The 11,897-nt window shown below is 69.9% G+C and carries 14 protein-coding genes; 5 read left to right on the plus strand and 9 right to left on the minus strand.

From position 1 onward, the window contains the following. Positions 1–5: 5 nt before the first annotated feature. Complete coding sequence (locus FNV62_RS24825; RefSeq protein ID WP_054232393.1) at positions 6–368, plus strand: DsrE family protein; 363 nt, start codon at positions 6–8, stop codon at positions 366–368. Positions 369–450: 82 nt separating this feature from the next. Here FNV62_RS24825 and FNV62_RS24830 read toward each other — a convergent pair whose 3' ends face one another. The 8 genes from FNV62_RS24830 to FNV62_RS24860 form a co-directional block, all read right to left on the minus strand. Further along, positions 451–711 carry a DUF3099 domain-containing protein gene (locus tag FNV62_RS24830; protein ID WP_054232392.1) on the minus strand — a complete coding sequence of 87 codons (261 nt, stop codon included), beginning with the start codon at positions 709–711 and terminating at the stop codon, positions 451–453. A gap of 88 nt (positions 712–799) precedes the next feature. Then, positions 800–1,087: a DUF1416 domain-containing protein gene (locus FNV62_RS24835; protein WP_054232391.1), complete on the minus strand. Its 288-nt coding sequence runs from the start codon at positions 1,085–1,087 to the stop codon at positions 800–802. Positions 1,088–1,117: 30 nt separating this feature from the next. Further along, positions 1,118–1,957: a sulfurtransferase gene (locus FNV62_RS24840; RefSeq protein WP_060897694.1), complete on the minus strand. Its 840-nt coding sequence runs from the start codon at positions 1,955–1,957 to the stop codon at positions 1,118–1,120. A gap of 140 nt (positions 1,958–2,097) precedes the next feature. Next, positions 2,098–2,178: a putative leader peptide gene (locus FNV62_RS58035; RefSeq protein WP_350310325.1), complete on the minus strand. Its 81-nt coding sequence runs from the start codon at positions 2,176–2,178 to the stop codon at positions 2,098–2,100. Between the two features lie 263 nt (positions 2,179–2,441). Then, positions 2,442–3,194 carry a DUF2993 domain-containing protein gene (locus tag FNV62_RS24845; RefSeq protein WP_054232389.1) on the minus strand — a complete coding sequence of 251 codons (753 nt, stop codon included), beginning with the start codon at positions 3,192–3,194 and terminating at the stop codon, positions 2,442–2,444. Between the two features lie 150 nt (positions 3,195–3,344). Further along, positions 3,345–4,529: a hypothetical protein gene (locus FNV62_RS24850; RefSeq protein ID WP_143627139.1), complete on the minus strand. Its 1,185-nt coding sequence runs from the start codon at positions 4,527–4,529 to the stop codon at positions 3,345–3,347. Between the two features lie 8 nt (positions 4,530–4,537). Next, entirely contained in the window at positions 4,538–4,792 is a 255-nt protein-coding gene (locus FNV62_RS24855; RefSeq protein WP_054232388.1) for a MoaD/ThiS family protein, read from the minus strand. An 82-nt stretch (positions 4,793–4,874) separates the two neighbouring features. Continuing rightward, positions 4,875–5,771: an alpha/beta hydrolase gene (locus tag FNV62_RS24860; RefSeq protein WP_097285293.1), complete on the minus strand. Its 897-nt coding sequence runs from the start codon at positions 5,769–5,771 to the stop codon at positions 4,875–4,877. Between the two features lie 285 nt (positions 5,772–6,056). On the opposite strand from FNV62_RS24860, the gene FNV62_RS24865 reads away from it, so the two are divergent. After that, positions 6,057–6,848 carry a response regulator transcription factor gene (locus FNV62_RS24865; protein ID WP_054232386.1) on the plus strand — a complete coding sequence of 264 codons (792 nt, stop codon included), beginning with the start codon at positions 6,057–6,059 and terminating at the stop codon, positions 6,846–6,848. A 71-nt stretch (positions 6,849–6,919) separates the two neighbouring features. Next, a complete protein-coding gene (locus FNV62_RS24870) occupies positions 6,920–7,942 on the plus strand; it encodes a LacI family DNA-binding transcriptional regulator (RefSeq protein WP_054232385.1) in 1,023 nt (340 codons plus the stop codon). Between the two features lie 147 nt (positions 7,943–8,089). Here FNV62_RS24870 and FNV62_RS24875 read toward each other — a convergent pair whose 3' ends face one another. Then, positions 8,090–9,835, minus strand: coding sequence for a trypsin-like serine protease (locus FNV62_RS24875; protein ID WP_143627141.1), 1,746 nt, complete (start codon positions 9,833–9,835; stop codon positions 8,090–8,092). A gap of 366 nt (positions 9,836–10,201) precedes the next feature. Here FNV62_RS24875 and FNV62_RS24880 point away from each other — a divergent pair, with 366 nt between their 5' ends. Next, the gene (locus tag FNV62_RS24880; RefSeq protein ID WP_143602183.1) at positions 10,202–11,422 is read left to right on the plus strand and encodes a S1C family serine protease; all 1,221 of its coding nucleotides are present in this window, start codon (positions 10,202–10,204) and stop codon (positions 11,420–11,422) included. Between the two features lie 34 nt (positions 11,423–11,456). After that, a complete protein-coding gene (locus tag FNV62_RS24885; protein WP_097285296.1) occupies positions 11,457–11,705 on the plus strand; it encodes a hypothetical protein in 249 nt (82 codons plus the stop codon). The last annotated feature ends 192 nt before the right edge of the window (positions 11,706–11,897 follow it).

Consider the following 11,897-nt stretch of genomic DNA (forward strand, 5'->3'; position numbering starts at 1 on the left):
CGGCCATGGCGAAGAAGCTCGTGATCAAGGTGACGGCGGGGGCCGATGCCCCCGAACGCTGCTCGCAGGCGTTCACGGTCGCGGCGGTGGCCGTGGCCAGCGGGGTCGAGGTCTCCCTGTGGCTGACCGGCGAGTCCGCGTGGTTCGCGCTGCCGGGCCGGGCCGCCGAGTTCGAGCTGCCGCACGCGGCGCCGCTGCCCGATCTGATCGACTCGGTCCTGGCCGCGGGCCGGCTCACCCTGTGCACCCAGTGCGCGGCGCGCCGGGACATCACGGAGAAGGACGTCATCGACGGCGTACGCATCGCGGGCGCCCAGGTGTTCGTCCAGGAGGCGATGGCGGACGAGACCCAGGCACTCGTTTACTGAAAGTGCCGCGCGTACGGAAGGTGTTGCGTGTACGGAAGGTGCTGCGCGCGCCCTCCTACGGGCAACGCTTCTCGCCGTCGAGCTACGGGCGGCGCTTCTTGCCGTCGAGCTCGTCCCACCACTCGTCGGACTTCTGATCCCCGGACGGGTCGTCCCACCAGCGGTCGTCGGGCCCCCGCCGGTTGGCGACCATCGCGGCGAACGGCGGAATCACCATCGCCACCACACACATCCCCACGGCCACGGGAATCGACCAGATCCTTACGACTCCCCAGGCCAGGACGAAAAGACCGATGCACGTCCCCATCATGGCGAAGTAGACGTGTCGCCGTCGTGCGTACATACCTCAAGCGTAGGCCCGTACATGCCGAAGGGCCGCACCCCGAGCGTCCAACCCTGGGGTGCGGCCCTCCGGCCACTCAGAGGTGCCGTCAGACGGCGATCGCGACCTCGGCGAGGCCGCCCGTCTGGGCGACGACCGTGCGGTCCGCGGTGCCGCCGGGGACCAGGGCGCGTACGGTCCAGGTGCCCTCGGCCGCGTAGAAGCGGAACTGGCCCGTCGCGGAGGTGGGGACCTCCGCCGTGAACTCGCCGGTCGAGTCCAGCAGACGCACGTAACCGGTGACGGGCTCGCCGTCGCGGGTCACCTGGCCCTGGATGGTGGTCTCACCGGGCTTGATCGTCGAGGCGTCGGGGCCGCCGGCCTTCGCTCCACACATATTTCGATTCCGTCCTTCAGGCCTTGAGGGTTACTTGTTGGCGCCGAGCTCGATCGGAACGCCGACCAGGCTGCCGTACTCGGTCCAGGAGCCGTCGTAGTTCTTGACGTTCTGCACACCGAGCAGCTCGTGCAGCACGAACCAGGTGAGCGCGGAACGCTCACCGATACGGCAGTACGCGATGGTGTCCTTGGCGAGGTCGACCTGCTCCTCGGCGTAGAGCTCCTTGAGCTCGTCGTCCGACTTGAAGGTGCCGTCGTCGTTGGCGTTCTTCGACCACGGGATGTTGCGGGCGGTCGGGACGTGGCCCGGACGCTGCGACTGCTCCTGCGGAAGGTGGGCCGGGGCGAGCAGCTTGCCGCTGAACTCGTCGGGCGAGCGGACGTCGACCAGGTTCTGCGAACCGATCGAGGCGATCACGTCGTCGCGGAAGGCGCGGATCGCGGTGTTCTGGGCCTTGGCCTTGTAGTCGGTCGCGGCACGGTTGGGGACCTCGACGACCAGGTCGCGGGAGTCGAGCTCCCACTTCTTGCGGCCACCGTCGAGGAGCTTGACGTTCTCGTGGCCGTACAGCTTGAAGTACCAGTAGGCGTAGGACGCGAACCAGTTGTTGTTGCCGCCGTAGAGGACCACCAGCGTGTCGTTGGCGATGCCCTTCTCCGACAGGAGCTTCTCGAAGCCCTCCTGGTCGATGAAGTCACGGCGGACCGGGTCCTGGAGGTCCTTGGTCCAGTCGATCCGGATCGCGTTCTTGATGTGGTTCTTCTCGTACGCGGACGTGTCCTCGTCGACCTCGACGATGGCCACGCTCGGGTCGTCCAGGTGGTCCTGGACCCAGTCGGCGTCGACCAGGACGTCGCTGCGGCTCATGCTGTTTCTCCTCCGGGGCAGTTGCGGCGGGGCGGTGCGTTAGACAGAGGGTGCGCGGTCATGCCTGTCGAGGCTGCGCGGCGCGCACGGGGACCCTGGCGAAGAGGGGCCAGGGGAGGGCGGACGGACGAATGTCCCGCTCAGAAGGTGCGACAGAGCATGGCGGCGACGCGGCACAGGTCTACTGCCCGCCGCTTCGTGAGATCCGCCTGTCGCTTCATGGGTCCGATCGTAGGGACGGACAGGCGGGCATGTCACCGGTGTGTCGGATGCTGAGATGCGATCGTCCGGGATGTGGGACGCCTTCACCACCGGAGCGGCCGTCGCAGGGATTCCGGGCGGCCGCATCCGTCATCACACCGATCGCACATCTGCGGTACGGACGGGCCCGTCTCGCCCCTCGGACAGCTCTCCGGCCGCAGTCTCCCTGACCTCTGCCTCTGCCCTCGGTCCGCTGACCTCAGTCCTCCGGCCGCTGACCCTTCTACCCGACCAGCTTGACGTTCGAACCCTTCACGGAGACGTCCACGCCGTTCGCTCCCGCCTGGACCGTGTCGAGCTGGATGCCGCCCGGCAACTCGCCGATCTTCTGCTCGAAGTCGGTGATCGCGCGCACCCGGTTCTCGGCAAGTGCGACGCCCAGCTTGGGGAGGGAGTCCGCGTGCACCTTGACCGTGTTGCCGCCGACGACCGTGACCGAGCTGAGCACGGAGACCGGCTGGGGCACCGTGGTGCCGCCGATGCTGACCTCGACCGCCACCTTGATCTTGCCGTTGCCGCCGTCGGAGAGGCCGACGACCCGGGCGGTGACCCCGGGACCGACCTGCGTGGCCTGGGACTTGGCGGTCTTGAGCAGCTCGGCGTACCCGATGGACGCGGAGCCGGTGGCGCTGTTGGCGGTGGCGGAGCTGTAGTCGCCGTTGAAGGCGACGCCGTGCATCTCGGCGTTCAGGTCGTCGATACGGATGGTGCCGGTGCCGCCCGCGCTGCCCGCGCCGCTCGTCGAGGCTTCGTAGTCCTTGATGCCGATCTTCACGTCGTCGAGTTCGCCACCGACGACCTGGGTGAGGAAGGGGAAGCCCTTGATGGACACGTCCGGTGTGCTCGCCAGGCCCTCGGTGCTCTTGATCCGGTCCGCAGCCTTGTTCTCCGCGAAACCGACCGCCACCCGGTCCGCGATCACGAACAGGCCGCCCAGAATGACGGTGACGATCAGGATTATTCGCAGTGCACGCATGCGCGGTGTTCCCTCACCTCGGACGGATCCGGACGACCGAGTGGCCCTCCCTTGCGAACCTAACCCCGAAGGGCCCCGCGACGGGGGCCCTCCGAAGTAGTTGTAGATCACCTGTGACGAACAGCCACCGGCCCTAGGACCTGTCCGGCCCTAGCCGAGCGCGCGGCCCAGCAGGTACACCGCGGGGGCCGCGGCGGCCAGCGGCAGGGCCACGCCCGCGGTGAAGTGGACGAAGCGGGACGGGTAGTCGTAGCTGGCGACCCGGTGGCCGATCAGCGCGCAGACCCCGGCGCCGAGGCCGAGGAAGGCCCCCTTGCTGCCCAGGTCCGTCATCCCGCCGACCGCGATACCGGCGCCCGCGGCGGCCAGCAGCGCCACCACCACGGAGGCCGCGGTGGGCAGCGGCAGGGCGCGGGCGAGGATCGCGACGGCGACCGCGGCCGCGCCCACCGTGACGGCGTCGGGCTCGGCCGCGAGGTGCCCGGTCGCGATGATCGCGAGAGCCGCCGAGGCGACGGTCGCCATCAGGCCGTACATCCGGGTGTCCGGGTCGGCGTGGCTGCGCAGCTGCAGGACGAGGGTGAGCAGGACCCACACGCCGAGGGTGCCGAGGATCGCGGCGGGCGCGTTCTCCCGGCCCGCCGCGAGGAGCGCGACGTCCGCGGTGACCGCGCCGAGGAACGCCAGCGCGATGCCCTGACGGGCCGGCCACATCCCGTTCAGCCGGAACCAGCCCGCCGCGGTGACGGCCTGGAGGAGGACGAGGGGGACGACGAGGGCGTACTGCCCGATCGCCGCCGTCCCGGAGAGCAGCAGTCCGAGCACCGCGGTGAGCACGGCGGGCTGGAGGCCGGGTTCGATGATCGGGGAGCGGCCCTCGGCGCGGGCGCGCTGGGCGTCGGTGACGCGGGCGTTGCCGGTGACGGTCGGGGGGCCGTAGCCGGAGGCGCTGTCAGGGGTGACCACGCCGCCGGTGCCGGTGCCGTGCGCCTGCTGGACAGGGGGCTGGTACGCGGGCGTCCACTCCGGTGTCGGCGCCGGGGCCTCCTGCGGCAGCGGCTGCCCGACCGTGCCGTACGTCTGCGGCTCGGGGTACGCCTGGTAGCCCTGCGGCGGCAGATACGTCGTGTCCGCCGCCGGCATCGAGGGCTGCACCTGGGTCTCCCAGGTCTGCCCCTCCCACTGCTGGGTGTGCTGCGGCCACTCGGGCTGCTGCTGCGGCTGGTGCTGCTGAGGTTGCCCGTGCCCCTGCCGCTGTTGCTGCTGAGGCTGTGGATACGGGTCGTACCCCTCGTAGGGACCCTCGTACCGGCCCTCGTACGGCTGGTCGCTCATCGTCTCGCTCACCCTCCTGCGAACGGCGGGAGCACCTCGACCGTGCCGCCCTCGGCCAGCCGTACCGTCTCATGTTCGCGCGTGCCCACGGGGTCACCGTCGATGAGGAAGGAGCATCGCCGCAGCACGCGGACGAGTTCTCCGGGGTGCCGCACGCGGGCCGCGTCGAGCGCCTCGGCGAGCGTGCCCGCGTCGTACGGCTCCTCCGCGACGCCCGCCGCGGCCTTGGCGGCGGCCCAGTAACGCACCGTGCCCTTTGCCATCTCGTTCCTCAATCGTGTTTTCCGTGAACACGGATCAGTCATCAGTGGTTGGTCATCAGTGGTCTCTGTGAACACGGTCAGGCTAGCCCGCCGCCGCGACGGCCCATGCCCCGATACGGCCGAGCAGCTCGTCGTCCGCCGCGTGCTCGGCGTGGCCCATCCCGTGCTCGATCCACAGCTCGGCGTGGCCGCCGGAGGCGGCGGCGAGCATCCGCGGGTGGTCGACCGGGAAGTAGCCGTCCTGGTCGCCGTGGACGATCAGCAGCGGAGTGGGCGCGATGAGCGGGACCGACTCGACCGGGGAGGTCGGCACCGGGTCCCAGTCACGGTGGTGGATCCGGGTGCGCAGACCGTATCGGCCGACCGCGCGGCCCACGGGCCGGGTTACCAGCCAGTGCAGGCGCCGCATAGGGGCCGTACCCCGGTAGTACCAACGGGCGGGTGCGCTCACCGAAACCACGGCGTCCGTACGCGCCTCTGTGCGCCCCTCGTGCTCCATCTCCGCGCCCCGGTCCGGGCCACCCTCCGGGCCACGGTGCAGCGCCGCGTGCCGCAGCACCACCGAACCGCCCATCGAGAAGCCCACGGTGGCCACACGCGTGTGCCCGAGTTCGCGGGCCCAGGCCACCGCGGCGGCCAGATCGTGGACCTCGCGGTCACCGACCGTGGAACTGCCGCCGGAGGCGCCGTGACCACGGAAGGAGAAGGTGACCACCGCCGCGTGCCGGGCGAGGACGGCCGCGGCGTGCCGCACGTGCGGACGGTCCAGATCGCCCGTGAAGCCGTGCGCGACGACAATGACCACATCGTTCAGGCCAGTGGCCGAGTCACCAGAAGGCCGCGCTCCAGGGTCGTACGCCGCATCGATCGTCACCCCGTCGACCGTGTGCAGAAACCTCCGCAAAGGGGTGCGCGGGGGCGTCTCAAGGGGTGGACGATCGGAAGATCCCGTCGCTTGACCTGCCGGACCTGAGCTCATGTGGGCTATTCTGCTGGGCAGAGGACTCGGGCAGCGTAGCCCCCGGGTCCTTTTGTGCTTTCTGAAGCGTTGTATACGAAGCGGGAAACCGCAGGTGTACGGAGCCCACGAACGCATAGAACGTGTGGCGACCCCCCGTGGGCCGTCCGGCGACTCCCAGGGGCGCGGGAGCCGCACCGTAGGAAGCAGTGCCGCAAACGTCCTCGCAGGGACCGAGGAGGAACCAGACGTTATGGGCGAGCGAACCTTGCATGACCGTAGGACGACCCAGGCAGGTGGGGCGCGATGAGTTCTCTGCTGCTCCTGACCAATGCTCTTCAGCCGTCGACGGAGGTGCTTCCCGCTCTCGGCCTGCTCCTGCACAACGTGCGAGTGGCTCCGGCGGAAGGCCCCGCTCTCGTCGACACCCCCGGTGCCGACGTCATCCTGATCGACGGCCGGCGTGACCTGCCGCAGGTGCGCAGTCTGTGCCAGCTGCTGCGCTCGACCGGGCCCGGCTGTCCGCTGATCCTCGTCGTGACGGAGGGCGGCCTCGCGGCCGTCACCGCCGACTGGGGCATCGACGACGTGCTCCTGGACACCGCGGGACCGGCGGAGGTCGAGGCACGGCTGCGGCTGGCCATGGGCCGCCAGCAGATCGTCAACGACGACTCCCCGATGGAGATCCGCAACGGCGACCTCTCGGTCGACGAGGCGACGTACAGCGCCAAGCTCAAGGGCCGGGTCCTCGACCTGACCTTCAAGGAGTTCGAGCTCCTCAAGTACCTCGCGCAGCACCCGGGCCGTGTCTTCACGCGCGCCCAGCTGCTCCAGGAGGTCTGGGGCTACGACTACTTCGGCGGCACGCGGACGGTCGACGTCCACGTACGACGGCTGCGCGCGAAGCTCGGACCCGAGCACGAGTCGCTGATCGGTACCGTCCGGAACGTCGGTTATCGATTCGTTACACCTGAGAAGGTGGACCGCGCCGCGGACGAGGCGAGGGCCAGGGCGGCCCAGCCAAAGCCGGAGGATGCGGACGAGACGGCGCACCTGGACGCCGTCGAGACGGTCGAGGCGGCGGCGGAGGCGCAGTAGGCGATAACGGAGGCGCAGCAAGCCTCCGTACGCCCTGCCCAGCGGCGGGTCCATCCGCGTAGACTCCGCGCGTGGCCAAGGTGACGAGGGACGATGTAGCGCGACTGGCGGGTACGTCCACCGCCGTTGTCAGCTATGTCATCAACAACGGACCGAGGCCGGTTGCCCCGGCCACGCGCGAGCGCGTTCTCGCCGCGATCAAGGAACTGGGGTACCGGCCCGACCGGGTCGCCCAGGCCATGGCGTCGCGGCGGACCGAGCTCATAGGCCTGATCGTGCCGGACGCGCGCCAGCCCTTCTTCGGGGAGATGGCGCACGCGGTCGAGCAGGCCGCCGCCGAGCGCGGGAAAATGGTGCTCGTCGGCAACTCCGACTACATCGCCGAGCGCGAGGTCCACTACCTGCGCGCCTTCCTCGGCATGCGGGTCTCCGGGCTGATCCTCGTCAGCCACGCGCTCAATGACAACGCTGCCGCGGAGATCGACGCGTGGGACGCCCGCGTGGTGCTGCTGCACGAGCGCCCCGAGGCCATCGACGACGTCGCCGTCGTCACGGACGACGTCGGCGGCGCCCAGCTCGCCACCCGCCACCTCCTCGAACATGGCTACGAATACGTGGCCTGTCTCGGCGGCATCGCGGAGACCCCGACCGTCGGCGACCCGGTCTCCGACCACGTCGAGGGCTGGCGGCGCGCGATGCAGGAGGCCGGGATCCCCACCGAGGGGCGCCTCTTCGAAGCGCCGTACAACCGCTACGACGCCTATCAGGTCGGCCTCCAGCTGCTCGGCGGTCCCGACCGCCCGCCCGCCATCTTCTGCTCCACCGACGACCAGGCCATCGGCGTGCTGCGCGCCGCGCGTGAGCTGCGCATCGACGTTCCGGGGCAGCTGGCCGTGGCCGGTTTCGACGACGTCAAGGAAGCCGCGCTGACGGATCCGCCGATGACGACGATCGCCTCCGACCGGTCGGCGATGGCGCGGGCCGCGGTGGATCTCGTACTGGATGACGGGTTGCGGGTCGCGGGGTCGCGGCGCGAGCGGTTGAAGGTGTTTCCGTCGCGGTTGGTCGTCCGGCGTTCTTGTGGTTGTGAGTAGCTGCGGGCTTGTGGTTTTGAGTAGCTGCGGCTTGGGGTTGTAAGTGGCTGCGGGCCGGATGTGGCTGGTCGCGCAGTTCCCCGCGCCCCTAAAAGGGGCGCGCCTGCCCCCGCGGGATCACAGGGGCAGGCGCATCCTGGTGCTGAGCTAGAACAGCAGGTTGTACTGGTTGAAGCCGCTGCCCAGGCCGATCCGTGAGCCGAAGAGGCTGCTGGAGGCCTTGTTGGTGCCGGGGTAGAGCCAGAGCTTGCCGGCGGAGTCGCGGGTGATGACGTCCGCGATGCCGTCGCCCGTGACGTCGCCGTTGGAGACGTACGAGGTGAAGGTGAAGCCCGTACGCGCCTGGATCCGTGCCGCGAACGGGGTCTTCTCGACCTGCGTGCCCCGGTAGAGGTAGAGAACGCCGGAGCTGTTGCGGACCAGCAGGTCGGACCTGCCGTCGCCGGACAGGTCGCCGTGGCCGAAGATCTTCACGTTCTTCCAGGCCCTGTCGACGACCTTGACCTTGCCGTAGAACTGGCCGTTGCCCTTGCCCGGGTAGAGGTAGACCGAGCCGTCGGCGTCCACCGCGACCAGGTCGGGGCGGGCGTCACCCGTCATGTCGCCGGGGATGGCGTACGACTTGTAGCCGCCCCACACCGTGCTGATCTGCATCCAGTCGTACTCGCCGGAGGTGTGGTTCAGGTAGCTGCGGTACAGCTTGCCGTCGCCCTTGTCGCGCATGATCAGGTCCTGGTAGAAGTCCCGGTCCAGGTCTGCCTGGAGGACCCAGCTGGCGTTCTGCCAGCCGCTGCCCTGGTAGGCGCGGGCGGCGAGCGAGGTGCCCTTGCTGTCCTGCTGGAAGAGGCCGCCGGACGGCGTGCGCTCCAGCAGGTCGGCCTTGCCGTCGAACGTCATGTCCGCGTCGTCGATGCGCGGCTGAGCGGCCCAGGTGTACGAGGACACCTTGGTGAACACCGGGTAGGCGCCCTTCGCGGTGCAGCCCGCGACGCCCCACGAGACGATGCCGACGACCTTGCCGCCGACGATGACGGGACCGCCGGAGTCACCGTTGCAGGGGCTCTTGGTGCCCTCGTCGGTGCCGGTCGCCGGGGTGCCCGCGCAGAACATCGCGCCCTCGACGAAGTCGTCCTCGCCGAGGACCGACTGCATCGCGGAGTTGCAGGTGGAGTCGGCGACGAGCGGCAGGGTCACCTTGCGCAGGTTCGCCGACAGGTCGGCGCCGTCGGCGCCGGAGGTCAGGCCCCAGCCGTAGACGGTGGCGGAGTTGCCGGCCTTGTAGGAGGCGCTGTCACCGGCGGCCACCAGCCGCTGCCACTGCTGGTCCAGCGGGCGGTCGAGCGTGAGGACCGCGATGTCGTTCTGGACGGTCGTGGAGTTGTAGCGCGGGTGGTTCCACTGGCGGTAGACGCCCGCGACCGTGCCGCTGGTGTCGTCCAGCAGTCCGGTGGCCCCGGCCAGCACCGCGCCGTTCTTCACCCAGTCCAGGCCCGCGACGCAGTGGGCCGCCGTCAGGACCTTGTTCGGGGCGACGAGGGTGCCGCCGCAGAAGTAGCCGACGCCGGCCGTGCTGTCGTAGTAGGAGAGCTGGACCATCCACGGCGCGGAGGAGATCGTCGTCTCGGTGCCGCCGATGATGAAGGGTGTCTTCTTGGGGGTCGTGTCCGGGGTCGCCCGGTCCTTGACGGCCGCGGCGACCCGGCCGCGCAGCTCCTTGTCGGAGACGGTCGGCTTCGCGGGCTGGGACTGGCTCACCTCCGGCAGTGAGGGTCCGTCCGCCGCGGTGGCGGGCTGCGCCGCGAAGGCGCCGGCGCAGGTCAGCGCCAGCGCGAGAGCGGCCGTCGGCAACGCCGTGGCGGGGCGTCTCCAGCGGTCGCGCAGGGCACGTATCACTCAGGGCTCCTGGTGTGGGTGCGTGTGGATTCCATGTAGGAGGCCCGAGAAGGGCGTACGACGCACCGGCCCGATCGACGGCAGCGGTCGCTGGCCATGGCCGGCAACCGCCTGCATCGATTCAGGCACACCGCGGAGCCCCCCTCCGGCGCGGAGATCGTAGGCCTCATCCGCCCCAGAACACATGTACTACACAGCAGACAGACAAGTATTCGTCCGTCGCCTTCCGTGACATCACCCCCAGGCAACCCGCTGTTTCCCGGATTTCAGCGGGCCCGGGCGCCTTTATATCGGGCATACGAGGTTCTGTCGGGCTTCTCAGCGGCCCCTCAGGAAGCTCTCATGATCGGGGGACAAGCTTTTTCCATGACCGAGAGCTTCCGCCGCAGCGGCGAGTACCCCCAGGGCGACGACCACCAGGCGACCGACCCCATGAGGGCGGCGTACCCCCAGCAGCAGCCCGTCTCTTCCTCTCCCGTGAACCCCGAGTGGCCGCCGCCGCCGGCGTACGAGCCGGTCGCTCCGGTCGCCGTCGACCCGAGTACCACCGTGTGGCCGGGCTCCGGTCGGGGTGGCGACGGCGGTGCGGGCGGTCACGGCGCGGGCGGCGCCTACGCCGGTTACCCCGAGCCGGACGCCGTCTCCTCCACCGCGGTACTCCAGGCGCAGCCGGTCCCGGCCGCCCCGGCCCCCGCGCCGAAGAAGCGCGCGAAGGGCACGATCGTCCTGCTCGCCGCCGTGGCGATAGTCGCGGCCGCCATCGGAGGCGGCACCGCGTACGGCATACAGGAGCTGACCGGCAAGGACACCGCGTCGAGCAGCACCAGCACCACCGTGGTGGCCGCCGCCAAGAAGGGCACCGTCGCCGGTGTCGCCCAGGCGGTCAGCCCGAGTATCGTCGAGGTCAGCGCGACCTCGAACGCGGGTTCGTCCACCGGCTCGGGTGTGATCATCTCGTCGAGCGGCGAGATCGTCACCAACAACCACGTCATCTCGGGCGCCTCCGAGATCAAGGTGCGGCTGAGCAGCGGCAAGTCGTACACCGCGAAGGTGGTCGGCACCGACAGCAAGAAAGACCTCGCGCTCATCAAGCTCGAGAACGCGCCCTCCGGCCTGAAGGTCGCCACGCTCGGCAACTCCGACGGCGTCCAGGTCGGTGACGACGTCGTCGCGATCGGCTCCCCCGAAGGACTGACCGGCACCGTCACCAGCGGCATCGTCTCGGCGCTCAACCGTGACGTCACCGTCTCCACGGACGAGAGCCAGGGCCAGCAACAGCAGCAGGGCGGCGGCAGCGGCCAGTGGCCGTTCTCCTTCGGCGGCCAGCAGTTCAACGGCGACACCGGTTCCTCGACGACCACGTACAAGGCCATCCAGACCGACGCGTCCTTGAACCCCGGCAACTCCGGCGGCGCCCTCATCGACATGAACGGCAACATCGTCGGCATCAACTCCGCGATGTACTCGGCCGCCAACTCCTCGTCCAGCTCGTCGAGCGCGGGCAGCGTCGGCCTCGGTTTCGCCATCCCGATCAACACCGTCAAGTCGGACCTCGCCAGCCTGCGGGCCGGCGGTTCCGACAGCTGAGTCCTTCTCGGCCAAGTCCTTCTCGGAGGTTGAAATGATCACTCGCGTCTCCCACGGCATCGAAGGCACCGACCCCGCCGGCCTCGACCTGGCCCTCTCCGTCGCCCGTGAACTGCACCGGCCGGTGCCCCGGGCTCCGGAGGTGACGGTCCCGCAGTCGCAGAGGACGGTCCCGCAGCCGCAGATGATGGGCCTGCACACCTCCGCCGATCACCCGCACCGCCGCAAGGTCCCGCTGAGCCGCCTGAGCCGCCTGAGCCAGCTGAGCGCGCTGGGGGTCTGAGCCGACGAGCGCTCCGCGTTGCCTGAGGGGGCCGAGGAGGCCGCGGGGGCTGAGGAAGCCGAGGAAGCCGAGGAAGCCGCAGGGGCTGAGGAAGCCGAGTGAGCCGAGCAGGCTGAGGGGGCCGGGCAGGCCGAACTCGCCGAACTCGCCGAACTGGCTGCAAGCCTGAGACGGCGAATCGATCCGGCCGAT

The organism is Streptomyces sp. RLB3-17 (assembly GCF_007113425.2).
Lineage (GTDB): Bacteria > Actinomycetota > Actinomycetes > Streptomycetales > Streptomycetaceae > Streptomyces > Streptomyces mirabilis_D.

Excerpts from the sequence above, each read along its gene's own strand:
- FNV62_RS24840 (WP_060897694.1), bottom strand. The coding sequence starts at position 1,957 with ATGAGCCGCAGCGACGTCCTGGTCGACGCCGACTGGGTCCAGGACCAC.
- FNV62_RS24825 (WP_054232393.1), top strand. The coding sequence starts at position 6 with ATGGCGAAGAAGCTCGTGATCAAGGTGACGGCGGGGGCCGATGCCCCC.
- FNV62_RS24830 (WP_054232392.1), bottom strand. The coding sequence starts at position 711 with ATGTACGCACGACGGCGACACGTCTACTTCGCCATGATGGGGACGTGC.
- FNV62_RS24855 (WP_054232388.1), bottom strand. The coding sequence starts at position 4,792 with ATGGCAAAGGGCACGGTGCGTTACTGGGCCGCCGCCAAGGCCGCGGCG.
- FNV62_RS24885 (WP_097285296.1), top strand. The coding sequence starts at position 11,457 with ATGATCACTCGCGTCTCCCACGGCATCGAAGGCACCGACCCCGCCGGC.
- FNV62_RS24845 (WP_054232389.1), bottom strand. The coding sequence starts at position 3,194 with ATGCGTGCACTGCGAATAATCCTGATCGTCACCGTCATTCTGGGCGGC.
- FNV62_RS24860 (WP_097285293.1), bottom strand. The coding sequence starts at position 5,771 with ATGAGCTCAGGTCCGGCAGGTCAAGCGACGGGATCTTCCGATCGTCCA.
- FNV62_RS24850 (WP_143627139.1), bottom strand. The coding sequence starts at position 4,529 with ATGAGCGACCAGCCGTACGAGGGCCGGTACGAGGGTCCCTACGAGGGG.
- FNV62_RS24880 (WP_143602183.1), top strand. The coding sequence starts at position 10,202 with ATGACCGAGAGCTTCCGCCGCAGCGGCGAGTACCCCCAGGGCGACGAC.
- FNV62_RS24865 (WP_054232386.1), top strand. The coding sequence starts at position 6,057 with ATGAGTTCTCTGCTGCTCCTGACCAATGCTCTTCAGCCGTCGACGGAG.
- FNV62_RS58035 (WP_350310325.1), bottom strand. The coding sequence starts at position 2,178 with ATGAAGCGACAGGCGGATCTCACGAAGCGGCGGGCAGTAGACCTGTGC.
- FNV62_RS24835 (WP_054232391.1), bottom strand. The coding sequence starts at position 1,087 with ATGTGTGGAGCGAAGGCCGGCGGCCCCGACGCCTCGACGATCAAGCCC.